Here is a 17,975-nt window from a genome sequence, read left to right as displayed (position 1 = left end):
GGCTACTCCTGCTGCCAATGGATAGTCTCGTTTCTACAGAATGGCTTGCTGCAGAGCTTGGTGCCGCAGATCTCATTGTGTTGGATGCCAGCCGGCATTTACCCGGCGCTGGCCGCGACGCAGGCAAAGAGTTTCTAAAGGGGCATATTCCGGGCGCCCGCTTTTTCGACCTCGCCCGGCTTGTCGATGAAACGTCGGATGTGCCCCAAGCCCTGCCGCGCCCGGAGCAGTTGACCGCAGAACTGGCGCGCTTGGGAGCCGACCGATCCAGCCGGATCGTGTTTTATGATGACAGCGCAGTCAAAACCGCTGCTCGCGCCTGGTTCTTGTGCCGTGCGCACGGGCTGGAAAACGTCGCGATCCTCGACGGCGGTCTTGCCAAATGGAAAGCCGAAAATCGCGCGTTGGAAAGCGGCACTGCGGCATGCCAACCAAAAGACCATTTTGTCTTGCCTCAACCTGATCGCATCCGTTTCAAGCGCGATATTCTGGCCAATATCAGCAGCGAAGCGGCACAGGTGCTTGATGCACGCGATGCCGGACGGTTCTCAGGTTCTACGGGAGATACAGTGCATGGCCAGCCGACAGGGCACATTCCCGGCTCCTGCAACCTACCATTTTCCACATTGTTCAATACAGATGGCACATACAAGGCGCCCGAAGATCTACGCAAGGCGTTGGGCGAAGCCGGCATCACGGCAGAAAAGCCAGTGATTACAACTTGCGGCAGCGGCGTGACCGCTTGCGTGCTGATCTTCGCGCTTCATCTCACAGGTCGGGATGACACCGCACTCTACGACGGCAGCTGGCTTGATTGGGGCAGCGATCCGGACACACCAAACGCCACGGTGAAGGCATGAGCGCTGGCAGCAAAGAACATAAACCTGCAACAAAGCTGGTTGAAGCAGGCCGGAAGCCTGAATGGACAGGTCGCGTGGTCAACCCTCCGGTCGTTCGCGCGAGCACGCATCTATATGCAAGCGAGGCCGAGCGCACAGAGACGCTCAAGAACAATCATGACGGCGTATTTTACTACGGGCGACGTGGCGCTCAAACGCAATGGGCATTGGCTGAAGCGCTGACAGAGATAGAGCCAGGCGCGCATGGCACCGTGTTGTATCCCAGCGGGGTGGCCGCGATTGCCGGCGCACTTATGGCGGTACTTCGCCCGGGTGATGTTCTGCTGGTGAGTGATAATTCTTATGAGCCCAGCCGCTTGATGGCGAGCGGGCTGCTCAAGAAATGGGGTGTCGAGCACCGTTTCTTCGATCCGACGGATCTGGAAGCCTACCATCAGGCGTTCTGCGAACAGACGCGCGCAGTTTGGCTGGAAAGCCCGGGCAGCCTGACCATGGAAGTCTGCGATGTTCCCGCCATGGCCCGGATCGCGCGAGAAAAAGGCGCAGTCAGCCTGATCGACAATACCTGGGCTACGCCACTTGGCTTTCCAGCAATCCGACACGGATGCGATATCAGCGTGATGAGCCTGACCAAGCATGTCAGCGGACATTCGGATGCGATGATGGGCTCTGCCAGTGCGGGCGAACGCTGGTATCGCGCGCTGCGCCTGACGAGCCAGCAATTGGGACAGGTTGTGTCGCCAGACGATGCCTCGCTTATGCTGCGCGGGCTCCGGACAATGCACGTACGGCTGGAACAAAGCACAAAGTCGGCACTGGCAATCGCTGAATGGCTCAAGACCCGGCCTGAAGTCGCGCATGTGCTGTGCCCCATGCTGCCCGGTGATGCGGGACATGAACTGTGGAGCAGGGACTTTAGCGGCGCTTGCGGGCTATTCAGTTTCGTCCTGAAAGGTCGCGATGATGCTGCCCGCGCCCGGCTGGTTGATAATCTCGAATTGTTCGGCATTGGTTATAGCTGGGGTGGTTTTGAGAGCCTGGCGCTCCCATTCGATCCCGCGCCAATCCGCAGCGCCGCGAGTTGGCCGCCCGCTTCGTGGGACCCGCAAGACAAACTTGGCGTTAGGTTATCGATCGGGCTAGAAGACCCTGACGATTTGATCGCCGATCTGACACAGGCTTTCGTTAAAATGGATAACGCATGACAACCTCTGCCACTTTGCCTGCTGAAACAGCCGACGGCGAACAAGCATTCGCTGAAGGCGCGGAGCAAGGCGCAGACGGTGCGACCGAGATGCCAGTTGTCGAGCCTACCCCTGAGGCTCCGGACGAGGCACCCGTCGAAGTGATCGAGGGTTCGCAGGGGCTGAAAGACGCGGTTTCGGAGAAAAGCGAGACTGTAGGCGGAATTCTCGAGTCACTCGACGCATGGGCTTTCGAGATTGGCGATCTGCGGATTTCCACTCTTGATGTGCTGCTGATCATCACCGTCATTCTGCTTGTTTTGACTGCCGCATGGATGGCAAACCGTCTTAGCCGCAGCTTGATCAAACGTATCTCGCGTTTTGACAGCACGCAAAAGCTGCTCGCTGAAAAACTCAGCACGATCGCCATATGGGCGCTGGCGTTCCTGATCGGCATCGATCTGCTGGGCATTGACCTGACTGCGCTGGCTTTCTTTGGCGGCGCCTTCGGCCTCGCCATCGGTTTCGGCCTTCAGAAAACCTTCGGGAACCTGATCTCGGGGATCATTCTGTTGCTCGACAAGTCTATCAAGCCGGGCGATGTGATCTCTGTAACCGATCAGGCAGGAAACGAAGCAATCGGGCAGATCCGCAAGATTGGCATTCGCGCAATTTCAGTGATTACCCGAGATCAGACAGAGCATCTGATCCCGAATGAAAACCTGATGATCAACCAGGTGGTCAATTGGTCTTACAGCTCCAAGGATGTGCGCGTGAAAACGCCGATAGGGGTGTCCTATGACAGCGACCTGAACCTGGTCACAGAACTGCTCTATCAGGCTGTTAATGATGTGCCCCGCGTATTGAACACGCCAAAGCCACGCGTGAATTTAATGGGATTTGGCGACAGCTCGGTCGACTTTGAGCTGCGCTTCTGGATCCAGGATCCGGAAGAAGGCATGGCGAACATTCGTTCGGATGTTTACACGCGGATCTGGGAACTGTTCAAAGAGCACAATATAGAGATCCCTTTCCCGCAGCGTGACCTGCACATCCGTACCAGCAAACAGTTTGACGAGCTGATGGATGCGATCACCGCGCGTGAAACTTCCTCCTAACTTTCATAAACTTAGTCGACGTTACAGCGGGCAGGTATAGCTTTCCTACGCGGTATAAAATCCATTCTCGCTGGCGAGGTGGGCACCATTGGCCCATTTCCCGGCCATGCAAATCCCCGGAACCATATATCTCGTTGGCGCAGGCCCAGGTGATCCTGACCTGCTAACGTTGCGCGCTGCGCGCTTGATCGAAAATGCGCAGATCATCGTGCATGACGGCCTGGTCGATCCAGCCATTCTGGCGCTCGCACGCGACGATGCAGAACTGATCAGCGTTGCCAAGCAGCGATCCCGGCACACGCTCCCGCAAGAGCAAATCAACGCGCTTCTCATCCGCGAAGCCAAGGCCGGGCGTGACGTTGTCCGCCTCAAAGGTGGTGACCCACTGATCTTCGGGCGCGGCGGCGAAGAAGCAGAAGACGCGCGCGCAGCCGGTGTTCCAGTAGAGATCGTTCCGGGTATCAGCGCCGCGAATGGCGCAGCGGCGGCCGCCCAGATCGCGCTTACCCATCGCGATGCATCCAGCATTGTCAGTTTTGTGGCGGGCCAGTGCAAAGGTCTGTCGGATCAGGATTGGAACGGGTTGGCCGGAAAAGGGCGCACGCTTGTTATTTACATGGGCGTAAAGACCGCACCTCAGATCGCGGAAAAGCTGATGGAAGACGGCCTCACACCAGACATGCCCGTAGCGGTGATCGAGAACGCTGCGCGCCGGGAAATGCGGATTATTCGCGGACTGCTGGCCGGGCTACCTGAACTGGTTGAACTGCATGCGATACAAAGCCCTGCGCTGATTGTTATCGGTGAAGTGACTGCCCGCGACGATATCTCGCTCGCCAAGTTGGCTCAGGAGTCTGCGCGATGAACATCCTTACCGGAAACAACCTGGAAAGCGGCGCTGTAGTCTGGTGGGATGGCACCGGCTGGTCGCTCTATGTCGATGACGCCGTTGACGTTGGCGATCGTGCCGATGAAATCATCGCCCGTGAGCAGTCAGCGCGCCGTGTTAACTCGGCCTATGTTCTGGACGCGAGCCGCGACGAAAAAGGCGTCCGCCCTGCCCATATCAAAGACCGAGTCCGCGCGCTTGGCCCCACTGTTCGGCCTGACCTGACACTCAAACCTAAAGACCCGACAGCCATGGATTGGGTGATCTAATGTACAAGTACGACAGTTATGATCAGGCAATGGTCGAGACCCGCGTCGAGGAATTCCGCGACCAGACCCGCCGCCGCTTGGAAGGCAAGCTGAGCGAAGAGCAATTCCGCCCGCTACGCCTGATGAACGGCCTATATCTGCAACTGCATGCCTATATGCTGCGCGTTGCCATTCCCTATGGGACTCTCAACTCCGCGCAAATGCACGCACTGGCGGACATCGCCGAGAAGTATGACCGCGGATACGGCCATTTCACCACGCGTCAGAACATTCAGTATAACTGGATCAAGCTGGAAGAAGCGCCCGATCTCCTCGCTGATCTCGCTAAGGTCGAAATGCATGCGATCCAGACTAGCGGCAATTGCATCCGCAATATCAGTTCTGACCATTTCGCCGGCGCTGCGGCAGATGAGCTGATTGATCCAAGGCCTTATGCTGAATTGCTGAGGCAATGGTCGAGTTTCCATCCTGAATTCAGCTTTCTACCGCGCAAGTTCAAAATCGCGGTGATCGCAAGCGAGAACGACCGCGCAGCGATGAAGCTGCACGATATCGGCATCCAGATAGTGAAGAATGATGCAGGTGAAATCGGTGCGCGCTTCTATGTCGGCGGGGGCATGGGGCGCACCCCGATGATTGCTCCACCAATCCGTGATTTCGTGCCGCTTGATCAGCTGATCACCTATTCCGAGGCCTGCTTGCGCGTGTACAATCGCTACGGTCGCCGCGACAACAAGTACAAGGCCCGGATCAAGATCCTGGTTCATGAGCTGGGCGCGGATGAATACACCTGTCAAGTCGAGCAAGAATTCGTGCATTTGTTGGAGCAAGGTGTCGAGCCACCATTGGCCGAGCTGGAGCGGATCAAGCCTTATTTCGCCGATCCGGCGTTCGAAACCGGACTTCCGACCGAGATCGACCGCAGCGATCCGGATTTTGCCCTGTGGGCCGATCAGAACACACACCCGCACAAAGCGCCCGGCTATGTCAGCGCAGTCATCAGCCTGAAGCCGGTAGGCGGCATTCCGGGCGATGCTTCCACTGAACAAATGCATCTGATGGCAGAGCTGTCAAAAGAATATTCCTTCGACGAAAGCCGCGTCACCCACACACAGAACATCGTGCTGCCGCATGTAAGGATTGCCGATCTTCATGCGCTCTGGACAAGGCTCGACGCGGCGGGGCTTGGCTCACCCAATCTCGATACGATCGAGGATATTATTGCTTGTCCCGGGCTCGATTATTGCAGCCTCGCCAATGCGCGTTCGATCCCGCTTGCCCAGCAAATCTCCAAGCGTTTCGCTGAAACCGGCAAGACTAGGGAACTTGGCGAACTCAAGCTCAAGATTTCGGGCTGCATCAACGCATGCGGACACCACCATGCCGGCCACATTGGCATTCTGGGTGTCGATAAGAAGGGCGTCGAGAACTACCAGCTGCTGCTCGGTGGAAGCGAAGCGCAAGACACGTCGCTAGCCAAGATCACCGGGCGTGGCTTTGACGAGGCGGGCATCATTAGCGCCGTCGAAACCGTCACAGACATCTATCTCGACAAACGGGAGGAAGGTGAACGGTTTCTCGATACCTACCGCCGGATCGGCATGGATCCCTTCAAGGAGGCGCTTTATGGCGAATGATGTTTCCGAAACCGATTTCGGTACCAGCCCCGACGATGTGCAGTTCCGATTTCGCGACGACGAGGTGGCCGATCACGCACAAGTCACCGTCGACAGCTTCCTTGAGCAATCCAATGCCGCTGCGGTGCGGATTGAGCCGGGCGATGACGCGCGTGCATTGCTCCCGCATCTGGAGCGCCTTCGCTTGATCGAAGTAAACTTCCCCTCTTTTGGTGACGGGCGCGGATACTCCTCCGCACGCGTACTGCGCGAGGCAGGCTACGAAGGTGAACTGCGCGCTGTAGGCGATATTGGCATTGATCAGCTCGCTTATCTTCGCCGCTGCGGGTTTGATGCATTTGCCCCGGACAGCAAACTCGACGAAGCGGACGCGGAGACTGCCTTTGCGCGCTGGGAGAATGTCTACCAGCACGCGGCCGACACGCGTCAGCCGGTACCGGACCGCCGTCACGCAAATGTGGGCCATGAATAAGCCTGTGACAGACATTCGCGCGGTCGACCGCATCGACACAGGCCCGCGCTTTACCGAGCATGATGCTGTGCGCCTGAACAATCTGTTTCGGGGCGCCTCGACCGAGGAAATGCTCGAAGCGGTGATCATGGATGGCCTTGCCGGTGACGTTGCCACGGTGTCAAGTTTTGGCGCGGAAAGTGCGGTACTACTACATCTGATCGGAAGCATCGATCCGAGCGTGCCGGTGCTCTTTCTGGAGACCGGCAAGCACTTTGCCGAGACACTTGCTTATCGTGATGATCTGGCTGAGCGTCTTGGTCTCACCAATCTGATCAATCTCTATCCCGAAGTGGAAGAGCTTCAAACGAAGGACGAAACCGGCTTGCGCTGGTCCTACGACCCCGATGGTTGCTGCGAGATTCGCAAGGTCAAGCCGCTGGCAAAAGCGCTCGCAGGATATGATGCAAGCTTCACTGGCCGCAAATCATTCCAATCGGCGACCCGCGCGAACTTGCCGCGGTTCGAAATCGATACATCGGACGCACAAGGCCGCTTGAAGATTAACCCGTTAATCGATTGGGATGCGAGCCAGATTGCTGCATATTTTGTGATGCACTATCTCCCGCAGCACCCGCTGGTGGCGCAAGGCTACCCTTCAATCGGCTGTTCGCCTTGCACCAACAAGGTCGCACCGGGCGAAGACCCGCGTTCGGGCCGCTGGAAAGGCTGGGACAAGACCGAATGCGGCATCCACACCCCGCTGACCGAAGATGGTGAATTGCCACCGGGATACGAGCCGTTTCTGTAAGAGCTCAAGCACCCGGCCCGACCGATTGGCAGGGCCGAGCACTTGATGAACCGGCTGGCTTAGCCTTCGACGCGTTCCACGATTGACGTGTTACCGGTTTCGCGGCCGGTCGATAGCCACTCACCATTGTCGCCATACTTTTCGTCGGCACATTCCTGTGCCGCACCTTCCTCATCCGAGGTTGAGCAGAAAACATCTGGCGACGGCTGCTCCCAGGTGCCATTCTCTACTGATCCGTCCGGCATTGTAGCGGTGTAAGAACCGTCAGCACGGACCTCTTCCATGATCACATCGCCATTTTCTCGGGTAATCTTATAGGTGCCCGGCGTCGCTTTGCCATCAAGAGCCAACGGCTGCGCAGCTTCCGCTACTTCCTCCGTTACCTCTGCCTCAGGTGCGGTTTCAGCCTGCGAGCAAGCGGCGACAGCGGCCAGACTGGCAATCAGAACATATTTCTTCATCGGATCCCTTTCGCGCATTTTTCGACGGTGTTTCCGTCACTCAAAATCTCGACCCCGGGCGGACTCTAATGTGGTCTGCGGCAACTGCAAGGCTGTTAGTTACAACCATCCCTCATCTGCGTACCATTTCGCAGTCATCTTGAAGCCGTCAGCGCCGCCAATCTGCGGCATCCAGACGCTTTCAGGTACCGCTCGATCCGAGCGCGCGACCCAGTTCGGATGGCACATATAGCCCACACGGTCCTGCGTCAGTTTGGCGTTGGAGCCCCGAAAGAGCTTGTCCAAGGCCGCCGCGCTTTGCAGCACTGCGCGCGGTAAATGCGGTGCGAACACACGCTGCCCGACGGCATCGCCAATCGCTTTCGCCATTTCCTTGTGGCTCCAACCTCCTTCCCGGCCATCGTCCGGCTCGAATATCTTCTTCCGCACCAATGCGGGTTGCGCATCCACCAGATCGAGCAAAAGCCGCGCCAGATCCGCCACATGAATGATCGATGTCGCCCCACCTGGCGGCAGCGGCACCACGCCCATTCGTGCGGTTCGAAAGAGCTCGAACATATCGCTGTCACGCGGGCCGTACACCGCAGGGGGGCGGACAATCGTCCAGTCGAGCCCGCTGTCCCGAACCAAGTCCTCAGCAGCTGCCTTCGACGCGCCATAAGCGGACAATTCCGGCTTGCGCGCCGAAAGCGAGGACACAAATACGAACCGCTTCACGCCGTTTTGCTTCGCCGCCGCAATCACATTCGCCGTACCCGCCACATTGGCCGCATCGAAGTCCGCAGGATCAGGCGTGTTGGTCAGCCCTGCAATATGGATCACAGCCTTCGTACCCGCGACAAGGTGGCCCAGCGCATGCGCGTTCGCAAGGTCACCCAGAACCCATTCAACGCGAGTGTGTTTGTGATCGCTCGCGCGCCTGACCAGTGCATTCGCTGGCTGGTGGCGGTGCATGGTTTCATCGAGAACTGCTTGCCCGACAAAGCCGGTTGCTCCCGTTATCGCGATGGGTATGTCGCCGCTCACAGCAGCACCATATGATCGCGATGAACCACAGCCGCGCGCGGAGCATAGCCCAGAATTCTAGCCTGATGATCTTCGCGCAGGCCGGCGATCCTGCGGCAAACTACTGCGTCATATTCTACCAAACCTTTGGCGATCGATTTGCCTTTTGTATCAAGCACTTCAACCAAGGCCCCGCGCTCGAATGCGCCGTCAACTGCGGTGATTCCAACTGCCAGGACGCTCGCCCCTCCATTGAGCAAGGCCTTTGTGCAGCCCTTGTCTACGGTCAGCGAACCCTCTGAAGTCAACCTGCCGCCAAGCCATGCCTTGCGAGCGGTATCGCTGCGCTGAGGGAGGAAAACCGTACCGCGATTGGCCGAGATCGCCTTTGAAATCGGCGAATTCTGCGTGCCGTTGATGATCGCTAGCGTAATGCCGGCACGCTCTGCAATTTGTGCTGCCTGAAGTTTGGAGGCCATGCCGCCCGAGCCCATGCCTGACGACGATTCCGCGCTTGCCATCGCCAACACCTCGGCCGTGATCCCTTTGACGTTTTCGATCAGCCGGGCATCGCCTTTCTTGGGGTCGCGATCAAACAGACCGTCAACATCTGATAGCAGCAATACTGCATCTGCTTGCGCCGCTTGAGCAACCCGTGCCGCTAGTCGGTCATTGTCACCAAACCGGATTTCCTCGGTCGCTACGCTGTCATTCTCATTGATGACTGGTACGGCCCCGGCTTCGAGCAAGCGAGCAAGCGTTGCCGACGCATTGAGATACCGCCGCCGATCCTCAAGATCGCTCAAAGACAGCAGCATTTGTGCCGCCGTCAGTTCCGACTGCGCCAGTTTGTCTGCCCACAATCCCGCCAGCGTGATTTGTCCGACTGATGCCGCTGCTTGTGCATCGGCCAAACTCGCGCGCCCGCCAGATGGCAAGCCCAGCCTTGATGCGCCCAATGCAATCGCGCCGGAGCTGACTACAACCAGCTCCACCCCTTCGTTCCGCAGCATGACCAGGTCTTGCACCAGCGTTTCAAGCCAGTTTCTGCGAGGGCTTCCATTGCCGATCAACAATGCACTGCCGATCTTGACCACCAAACGGCGGCACGAGGTCAATTCGCTCAATGCAGTAAAGGACATCAGCTTAGATAGGCGACCAATTGCCGCCCTCCTCTTCTTCTATGTCTTCGACTTCATTGCCTTTGGTTTCTGTCGAAGTCCGATCTGGCAGATAGCTTAGCACTGCATCCATTAGCGCTTCGATACCCTGGCCGGTGGCTCCTGAAACAGCGAACACATCTTCTGCACCGGCAGCCATCAGCTCTTTGGCAAACTCTGCTGCTAGTTCACCATCCGCAAGATCGATTTTGTTGAGCGCAATCAATCGCGGCTTGTCTTCCAGCCCTTCGCCATAGGCTTCCAGCTCTTCTTCTACTACGCGCATCGCCTCAGCCGGGTCCTGATCACCCTGTCCGGTAATATCGACCAAGTGGATGAGAACGCGGCACCGTTCGATATGACCCAGGAACCGGTCTCCGATTCCGGCGCCATCTGCGGCACCTTCGATCAGGCCGGGAATGTCCGCGAGCACAAATTCGCGGCCCTTGTGGCGGACAACGCCCAATTTCGGGACGAGGGTTGTAAAAGCGTAGTCGCCCACCTTGGCCCGCGCGTTCGATACCGCATTGATAAAGGTCGATTTCCCTGCATTGGGCAGCCCGACCAGGCCCACGTCAGCAAGCAGTTTCAACCGCAGCCATACCCACATTTCTTCGCTGGGCTCGCCGGGCTGATGCTGGCGCGGGGCACGGTTTGTAGAGCTCTTGTAACTGGCGTTACCGCGACCGCCCATGCCGCCTTCAAGAAACACGACGCGCTGACCAACCTCGGTAAAATCGGCGAGAATTTCTTCCTTGTCTTCGGACAGCACCTGCGTGCCAACGGGTACTTTGATCACGAGGTCTGGCGCGCCTGCACCTGTCCGGTCGCGCCCTTGCCCGTGGTTGCCACGCTTTGCCTTGAAATGCTGCGAATAACGAAAGTCGATCAGCGTGTTGAGACCCTGCACGGCCTCGAACACGATGTCGCCACCCTTGCCGCCATTGCCGCCATCGGGTCCGCCATATTCGACGTATTTCTCACGCCGGAAGCTGACGGCCCCTGGGCCGCCGGCACCGGATTGGAGATAGATCTTGGCTTGGTCGAGAAAATGCATGGGCGCTACCTATGCATTTTCCTGGAAAAAGCGAGTGTTTTAGAAATCAGCTTTGATGCCAATGACTGCGGTCCGTCCGGGCGAGACAAAGCTGAACACTTGCTCATATGTCTGATCGAACAAGTTTTCGACGCGGCCGAACACTCTGAACTGGCCCGTCAAGCGCGCTTCCGCGTTGAAATTGACCAATGTGAAACTGTCCAATCGCTCGACCACCGGAGCAAAGCTGGGATCAGTGAAGGCCACATCGTCGGTTGCACCATTGTGCCGCACGATCAGAGTGGTTGATCCCTCGTCACCCGGCGCGGTCCAGGTGAGTACGGCAGACGCGATATTTCCGGGGCGGCGCACTTCTTCCACCCCGTTTTCTTGGGCGTCGAGATAGGTATAGGCCGCATCCAGTGTCAGTTGCTTTCCGAGCTGCGCACGAGCGCTTAGCTCAACGCCGCGCTGTTTCGATAGCGTGCTGCGGTTGGCTGGGGTTGCGATGTATAATGGAGCCGGGAATGTCGTGAAGATTTCATCTTCCAGCCGGCTGTCGAAAAAGGTCGCCGACAATGTCATTGCGCCCTCAGCCAAGCGCTGATCTACGCCCACGTCCCAGCTTTCGGATTTCTCTGGCGAAAGGTCTTCATTGCCGATGAAGCGACCATCGAAGAAGCCAAACAGTTCGAAGAAGCCCGGGTTCTTGATGCCAGTGCCATAATTTGCGCGCAGGCGCGTATCTTCGCTCGCATCGATGCCCGCGCCCATGCGGAAAGTCGTTTCGTCAGCGAAACGATCATTGATGTCATGTCGGATTGCCGCTGAGAAATCGAACCTCTCGCCGTCAAATCGATATTCGCCAGCAAGCCCGACATTTTCAATCGAGCGTCGCCCCGTGAAGGCGAAATCGAACGGATCGTCGTTGCGGAACCGCTCACGCTCCCAGTCGGCGGCGAAAGACAGCGAATGAGCATCCGAGATCCGCAGACCGGATACATAGGACGCCTTCAGGCGGTCTCCATCGCTACCGGATGTGCGCCCGAACTGGCCAAAAGTGTCGCGCGCAATATCCGCGATCTGGGCAGATAGATCGTGCGTCCAGTCACCGCGCATGGTTTCCAATCGTGCGCCAACCAGCGCATAGGCTGCTTCATTCTCGAACCGGGTCCCCGGGCTGTCGATCACAAAACCGAAGGTCGGGCTACTTGGGTCGAAATCACTGTCGTTGAAATCGCCTTCGGTTTGGACAAAACGCCCAGAAGCGCGCAGCTCAAATCCGTCTACGACTTCAAGAGCGCCCTTGCCGGAGAGCGTGTAGCCATCGCGACCGATATCGCGCGCGCCGCCACGGGCATTGGGTTCGCCGCCGGTGCTAACTATTGTGCCTGATAGCGATGCATTCCAACGACCGCCGCTTGTACCGATACGCGCAGCACCGTTGAATGTGTTGTTAGATCCTCCTTCGATCCATGCCGAAGCGCCGTCAAACTGCCCGCTATCGTATGCGACCACTCCGCCGATTGCATCCGAGCCATAGAGCGCTGACTGCGGCCCGCGCAGAACCTCTATCCGGCTGCCGATTTCAGCTTGAAGTGTTCCGACATCGAACTCGCCAGCGAAAGGGTTGGACACTTCGATTCCGTCGACCAGCACCAGCACGTGATTGGCTTCAGACCCGCGCAGGCGCAGCTGGGTCTGACCCGCAACGCTCGCCACGGCGACGCCCGGCACATCGCGCAGCACATCCGCCACATCACGCACCTGGCGTTGCCGGAGTTCATTGGTCTCGATGATAGTGGCGGACCCTGTGTACTCCTCTGGATAAGGATCATTATCAGACCGGCTGCCACTTACGATGATGTCACCACGCTTGGGGTGGTACAGAAAGACGTCGACCTGTTCGAACTCCTCATCGTTGGCATAGGTGCCTTCCTGCGCGCCCTGCGCCACCGCAGGCGAATTCCATGCCAGCGCAGCTACAGCCGCACCGCACAGCAAACTTCGTTTATTCATCATCGAAATACTCCGTCTCAACGCGACGGGCCTCGCGAGATGCACCCACAAGGCCCAACAATGTCGCTCGAAACGAAAGTTCTTCCGCGCCTGACCAATCCCAGAGCCAGACAAAGAGCGACGCGCGCCGGTCGGTCTCCTGGCTCACGGGTCAGTGCCTCTGCTTCCCCTTCCCAGATCGGTTCAGATCCAGTGGGAGTGTCCGTATTGGGACACGCGAAACAGATGCTCGCCGCTTACAGTTGCAGGGACAGCTGCGGAATTGAGTGAAGAACACTCGCACCGCATTCCCGTTACCGGTTTGCTAGACGTGCTCTAGATAGCAAAAGGGCGCGGTGCAAGATTGCACAGCGCCCTTTGGTCGCCCCTGGTAAGGATCAATTATTCTGCGCAGCCGCGCTTTGCGGCGGACCATAATTGGCTTCAAGCGTTACCGGGCTTCTGTTCGGGCCATATTGCGCTTCCCACGCTGCCAAATCGACGCGGTATTGCTCATAAGAAGAGAAAAACTCTTCATAGACCGCTTCCATCCGCGGCAGGGCAGTCTCGGCAAAAACGTGCAATTGACCGGCCGGCACATCAACGATTTCCTGCCCGATCTGATGAGCTACATCGCAGAATGCTGGCAAAGCCGGCGGCAACGCGAAATAGTTATAGACACGGGTCATGTAGGCGTCTTGAGCGTCGCGATAGCTGCGCCCGTGTTGAGCACGATACTGGGACGCCAAAGTACTGTTGGTGCGCGTTAGCTGGCGGCGATGCTTCTTGAGAAATTCACTGTAATTGTCGGCAAGTGCCAGATGCGATGCGTTGCGGCAATTGAGCGCAGCAACATTCAGGCCTGAACGGACATTCCAGAGCTTTTGCTCGTCAGAAATGCCGTAGTTGACGGTCTGGCGAACACCGTCAGCGGCCATTTGCGGAATTGCCATGGTCGCGAATGCACCGGCAGGTGCCGTGGGCCGCGGCGGAATCACTATAGGCGGTGGCGGTGGGGGAGCAACAACGACCGGCGGTGGTGGCGGGGCCGCAGTTCCGCAAGCGGCCAATGTCGCACTGACGACAGCAATGGCGATGATCTTGATCTTCACAATGCCGGACTGCATCATTTTTCGCGTCCCTCTCGCTATCCTTCCGGGCAAGCTACAAATGCGATCCCTAACCGCGCCTGAATCCCGAAAGTTATTTATCGCCTAGGCATATCGTTCAAATGCAGCAAAGAAAATGCCCGAGATGCGAAGGGCACCTCGGGCGTCGGTGAATTGAGTCCTTTATGCGACCAGACGATCACAAACGGAAAATGCCTACTCGCGCGATCCCATGAAGGAGAGCAGGAACTGGAACATGTTGATGAAGTCCAGATAGAGGCTCAGCGCCCCGAGGATCACAGCCTTGCCGGCAAAGTCGGTTCCGCGCAGCTGCGCATACTGGTTCTTCAAACGCTGCGTGTCATACGCTGTCAGACCAGCAAAGATCAGCACGCCGATGAAGCTTACCGCCCACATCAATGCGGGTGATTGCAGCCAAAGGTTAAGCAGCATCGCCACAATCAGGCCAACCACACCCATAATCAGGAAGCTGCCCATGCCGGTCAGATCCTTCTTGGTGGTATAGCCGAAAAGGCTAAGCCCTGCGAACGCCGCAGCGGTTGCAAAGAATGTCGTCGCGATCGAGCCCTGCGTATAGACGAGGAAAATCGTCGACATGGAAAGACCCATCAGCGTCGCAAAGGCCCAGAACATGATCTGGAGCGTTCCTTTGCTAAAGCGGTTCGCGCCAAAACTCATCGCGAAAACAATCGCGAGTGGCGAAAGCATAATGAGCCACATCAGCGGCGAGCCCACAAAGCTGTAGATCAAACCGGTGTTCGCCGTCAGCAGCGCGACAACGCCAGTCAGCAAAATACCAGAGGTCATATAGTTATAGATCGAGAGCATGTGCTTGCGCAGCCCTGCGTCAAACACAGTCCCTGAGCGCGGTACGGACGCGCCAGTGAAAGCCGCCTCCTGCTGCTCCATGCTCCGGGGTTCGTTCCAATCAGCCATCGTAATCGTCTCTCCGATAATAAATCGGGCGCACATTCAGCGCCATCTGTTCAAATATCGGGTGTTTGTGTGCAATTTTCAAGCAAAACTGGATTGCATTCCTTGCAACTGCTTAAGGCTGTTTTCCGGCCATTTTTGACAGTTCAGTCCCGCGATCCGCCGTGGCTTTCAGAGTGCGTAAAAGAAGCGATTTCAGAGCTTTGCTTTCATCAAGCACATTCAGACCCTCGCGCGTCATGCCGCCCGGGCTGGCAACCCGGTCTGCCAGTTCATCTGTTGTGAACTCTGAATCGGCTGCCAAAGAACCTGCCCCGTCGACCATCGCTGTCGCAAGCCGGCCTGCCATATCGGCCGGCAGGCCCAATTCGCTCGCTGCCTCTGCCAGCGCATCGATAAAGCGATAGACGAAACCAGGCCCCGAACCAGCCAGCGCGGTAGCAAGATCGAACAGATTCTCATCCGCAAGCCATTCGGCTGTGCCTAGCTTGCATGCCAGTTCCGTCACCGCCTCCCTATCCGAGCGCGAGAGGTCGTGCGCGGCCAGAACATTGGGCGACTTGCCGATCGCTACCGCAAGGTTGGGCATGAAACGCACATTCGCTTTCGCATCGGGAAACGCTGCATCAAGTTGCGCCAGTGTGACACCCGCCAGGATCGATAGAACCAGCGTGTTCGGACCAGCAATTGACTGCATTTTCGGCGCGATATCGACCAGCATATGCGGCTTGAAACCGAGCACCACGGCATCGAAATCGCCGTCAGGTTGCCGGGTGGTCAATGTCACCCCCTCCGCGCTTGCCTTATGGCGAGGATTATATGCAATGATGTTGCTTGCAGACACACCCGCTCGCAACCAGCCATCGACCATAGCGCCGGCCATCTTGCCATATCCGTAGATCAGAATTTTCATGGAGCCACGTTTACAGCAGGCGCGCGTGCGCTCAAGCCTCTGTGGCCCTCAAGCCTCGCCGACCGCGTCGACCATCGCGCTCTCCAATGCTTGGCGCGGGCTCTTGTCGCCCCAAAACACAAACTGGAAGGCAGGATAGAAGCGATCACATTCGTCAATCGCCGTTTCGATCAGGGCTTGCGCCTGCTGGATACTGAGCAACCCATCGTCACCAAGCAATGCGCCATGCCGGTAGAGCAGGACATTGCCGTTGGACCAGACATCGAAATGTCCCAGCCAGACCTGCTCATTGACCATGGCGAGCAGTTCATAGGCCGCGCGGTTCTTGTCCTCAGACACGCGAATGTCAGGCAGGCAAAGCAATTGCAGCACATTGTCTTCGCTGCGCCAGATCGCCTTGATCTGGTACTTCGCCCAGCTTCCTTGCACTTCGCCAGCGATCTCGTTTTGACTGGTGATCTCGCATGCCCAGCCGCGCGCATCGAACAATGCCGCCAGCATTTCTACCGGGGCAGCATCCTCACCGGTGCCATATTCGACTTCGCGGGCTCTCATGAATTGGGGCTTCCACTTCGCATCGAGTGCTGATTGCACTTGTCCCTGCTTTGAATGCAATGGCTGCGATGTCAGCTTTTGGGGAGAAAGCGACTGGCTTGTTCAAAGCTTGTGCAAAGAAAGCCGTGAACAACTTATATACTATTGAATAATATCAATCTTTTCGCCTTCAGCGCTAGTGTAGCTGAAGCTGTCAAAACCTTGTTGCCGCAATTCGCGCACCAATTGCCTGGCTTCGTCGCGCGTAGCAAAGGGCCCGGTCAGAAGCCGGTTCGCCTGCCCCCACGGGGTGGAATAGGCCTCGCGCCCGTCCAGCAACTCCGGTGCGCGCCGCATCATCCGGCGCCAGTCGAATCGCAATGCGCCAATATCGCGCCCGGTGGCCATCTGCACCCAGTGACGGCTGGGATGCTGCGGCGGTTCGGGTTTCGATTGTTCGCGCGGTATCTCGATTGTCGAAATGTCAACAGCCCCATCAGATGCCGCGGCGGGAAGTTCCTCCGGCGCGATAAAGCCTGAAAACGCATCTGCTACCGAAGCCTGCTCACGTGCTATGCGCGCAAGCCTGCTTTCGCCGCTCGGCTCAGGTGGAGATGTATCGACGCGTGTTCCCAGCGGTGTTCCGCGCGGGGTAAGCCGTTGATCGACGCGGGCGATCCGCGGATCTTCACCGCGGCCCAAACTCGCCATTTGCGGATCATCGCGGCCAATCTCGGCCGCACGCGGGAAAATTCCCAGATTTGCAGCAGCCGCTTGTTGCGATTTGGTCAGGCGCGGCATGAACTCAAAATAGGGGGTCATGCGACTGGACAGATCGGGCGGCAGCAGTTGATTTGCCAGCCTCGCTGCTTGATCGGTGTCACCCAGTATGGCGAGACCAAATGCGCGCGCCCTGAACGCGGCGAGATCTTGCCTCGTCAGAAGCGGGCGCAGGGTGGCTTCGAAGGCATCGCGCTGACCCGCAATCGCCTGGCTTATTGCCAAACGACGCGTCACCTCATCATCCTGTTCCTTCGCCAGAAATGCCCGGTAGCTTTGTTGCGCAAGTTCGTTGTTGCCAACCAGATCCTGCGCCAGCCCCCAATCACCCAGGATCACATCGACAGACGCACCCGCACGTTCTGCTTCGGCAAACATCTGCAACGCCTCTACCGGTTGTCGCGTCTTCAGAAAGACAGACGCGAGCCCGAGCTTGGCTGCAGCAGAATTGGGCGATATCTGAAGTGCGCGCGCGTAGAAACCTTCCGCAGCGCTGTAATCATCGAGTGCGAGCGATGCATCACCAGCATCCACCAGGGCCTGAGCGCTTTGAGGTTGCCGCGCCAGTCGCTGCAACGCGTTACGCAATTCCTCCACTTCCGCCGAAGGCAAAGCCTGCGATACCTCACGCGATGCGGTTTGCTGAGCATTGGTTGGTACGGCCAGTGCCGGAACAGCGGCCATAGCAAGCACAAGGAGGAAGGCGGGGGTGGCCATTACATAACCCTTACAAGGTTCACACCTGCAAGCGCTGCACTAAGCGGGCGCATGTGAACCTTGCAAGAATAGCGCGGTGAGACGAGCCG

Annotated in this window: 18 protein-coding genes and 1 riboswitch; of the genes, 8 read left to right on the top strand and 10 right to left on the bottom strand. The window is 57.8% G+C overall.

Annotated features, from left to right (window positions below; translation table 11 throughout):
• The first annotated feature begins 17 nt into the window (after nt 1-17).
• The 8 genes from QZ487_RS08850 to QZ487_RS08815 all read left to right on the top strand — a co-directional run bounded on the left by QZ487_RS08850 (nt 18) and on the right by QZ487_RS08815 (nt 7,219).
• Nucleotides 18-860, top strand: a complete 843-nt coding sequence (locus QZ487_RS08850) for a sulfurtransferase (protein WP_296024426.1) — start codon at nt 18-20, stop codon at nt 858-860.
• A complete protein-coding gene (gene metC / locus QZ487_RS08845) occupies nt 857-2,065 on the top strand; it encodes a cystathionine beta-lyase (protein WP_296024423.1) in 1,209 nt (402 codons plus the stop codon). Before QZ487_RS08850 ends, metC begins: the two co-directional genes overlap by 4 nt.
• The gene (locus QZ487_RS08840) at nt 2,062-3,162 is read left to right on the top strand and encodes a mechanosensitive ion channel domain-containing protein (protein ID WP_296024420.1); all 1,101 of its coding nucleotides are present in this window, start codon (nt 2,062-2,064) and stop codon (nt 3,160-3,162) included. Before metC ends, QZ487_RS08840 begins: the two co-directional genes overlap by 4 nt.
• A gap of 106 nt (nt 3,163-3,268) precedes the next feature.
• Entirely contained in the window at nt 3,269-4,027 is a 759-nt protein-coding gene (gene cobA, locus QZ487_RS08835) for a uroporphyrinogen-III C-methyltransferase (RefSeq protein WP_296024417.1), read from the top strand.
• The gene (locus tag QZ487_RS08830) at nt 4,024-4,320 is read left to right on the top strand and encodes a DUF2849 domain-containing protein (RefSeq protein ID WP_285975571.1); all 297 of its coding nucleotides are present in this window, start codon (nt 4,024-4,026) and stop codon (nt 4,318-4,320) included. The genes cobA and QZ487_RS08830 overlap by 4 nt, the downstream gene beginning before the upstream one ends.
• Nucleotides 4,320-5,957 carry a nitrite/sulfite reductase gene (locus QZ487_RS08825; RefSeq protein WP_285975572.1) on the top strand — a complete coding sequence of 546 codons (1,638 nt, stop codon included), beginning with the start codon at nt 4,320-4,322 and terminating at the stop codon, nt 5,955-5,957. The genes QZ487_RS08830 and QZ487_RS08825 overlap by 1 nt, the downstream gene beginning before the upstream one ends.
• On the top strand, nt 5,947-6,429 hold the full coding sequence (locus QZ487_RS08820; RefSeq protein ID WP_296024412.1) for a DUF934 domain-containing protein: 483 nt from the start codon (nt 5,947-5,949) through the stop codon (nt 6,427-6,429). Before QZ487_RS08825 ends, QZ487_RS08820 begins: the two co-directional genes overlap by 11 nt.
• Nucleotides 6,422-7,219 (top strand): phosphoadenylyl-sulfate reductase, encoded by a 798-nt coding sequence (locus QZ487_RS08815; RefSeq protein ID WP_296025322.1) that lies wholly within the window; start codon nt 6,422-6,424, stop codon nt 7,217-7,219. Before QZ487_RS08820 ends, QZ487_RS08815 begins: the two co-directional genes overlap by 8 nt.
• A 59-nt stretch (nt 7,220-7,278) precedes the next feature.
• Here the strand turns inward: QZ487_RS08815 and QZ487_RS08810 are convergent, their stop codons facing one another.
• The 10 genes from QZ487_RS08810 to QZ487_RS08765 form a co-directional block, all read right to left on the bottom strand.
• A complete protein-coding gene (locus QZ487_RS08810; protein WP_296024410.1) occupies nt 7,279-7,698 on the bottom strand; it encodes a hypothetical protein in 420 nt (139 codons plus the stop codon).
• Between the two features lie 81 nt (nt 7,699-7,779).
• The gene (locus QZ487_RS08805; protein WP_296024407.1) at nt 7,780-8,706 is read right to left on the bottom strand and encodes an SDR family oxidoreductase; all 927 of its coding nucleotides are present in this window, start codon (nt 8,704-8,706) and stop codon (nt 7,780-7,782) included.
• Nucleotides 8,703-9,827 carry a glutamate 5-kinase gene (gene proB / locus QZ487_RS08800; RefSeq protein ID WP_296024405.1) on the bottom strand — a complete coding sequence of 375 codons (1,125 nt, stop codon included), beginning with the start codon at nt 9,825-9,827 and terminating at the stop codon, nt 8,703-8,705. Before proB ends, QZ487_RS08805 begins: the two co-directional genes overlap by 4 nt.
• A gap of 4 nt (nt 9,828-9,831) precedes the next feature.
• A complete protein-coding gene (gene cgtA / locus QZ487_RS08795; RefSeq protein ID WP_285975578.1) occupies nt 9,832-10,902 on the bottom strand; it encodes an Obg family GTPase CgtA in 1,071 nt (356 codons plus the stop codon).
• A 39-nt stretch (nt 10,903-10,941) separates the two neighbouring features.
• Nucleotides 10,942-12,903, bottom strand: coding sequence for a TonB-dependent siderophore receptor (locus QZ487_RS08790; RefSeq protein WP_296024403.1), 1,962 nt, complete (start codon nt 12,901-12,903; stop codon nt 10,942-10,944).
• Between the two features lie 108 nt (nt 12,904-13,011).
• A riboswitch (cobalamin riboswitch) is annotated at nt 13,012-13,229 on the bottom strand.
• Between the two features lie 48 nt (nt 13,230-13,277).
• A complete protein-coding gene (locus QZ487_RS08785) occupies nt 13,278-14,009 on the bottom strand; it encodes a hypothetical protein (RefSeq protein WP_285975580.1) in 732 nt (243 codons plus the stop codon).
• A 195-nt stretch (nt 14,010-14,204) separates the two neighbouring features.
• Nucleotides 14,205-14,918: a Bax inhibitor-1/YccA family protein gene (locus tag QZ487_RS08780; protein WP_285977000.1), complete on the bottom strand. Its 714-nt coding sequence runs from the start codon at nt 14,916-14,918 to the stop codon at nt 14,205-14,207.
• A 139-nt stretch (nt 14,919-15,057) separates the two neighbouring features.
• Complete coding sequence (locus QZ487_RS08775; RefSeq protein WP_285975581.1) at nt 15,058-15,855, bottom strand: pyrroline-5-carboxylate reductase; 798 nt, start codon at nt 15,853-15,855, stop codon at nt 15,058-15,060.
• Between the two features lie 48 nt (nt 15,856-15,903).
• Entirely contained in the window at nt 15,904-16,410 is a 507-nt protein-coding gene (locus QZ487_RS08770) for a YbjN domain-containing protein (RefSeq protein WP_285975582.1), read from the bottom strand.
• A gap of 141 nt (nt 16,411-16,551) precedes the next feature.
• A complete protein-coding gene (locus QZ487_RS08765; RefSeq protein ID WP_296024395.1) occupies nt 16,552-17,886 on the bottom strand; it encodes an SPOR domain-containing protein in 1,335 nt (444 codons plus the stop codon).
• Nucleotides 17,887-17,975: the final 89 nt, after the last annotated feature.

The organism is uncultured Altererythrobacter sp. (genome assembly GCF_913057185.1).
Classification (GTDB): Bacteria; Pseudomonadota; Alphaproteobacteria; order Sphingomonadales; family Sphingomonadaceae; genus Erythrobacter; species Erythrobacter rubellus.
This window is presented reverse-complemented; position numbering and strand designations above follow the sequence as displayed.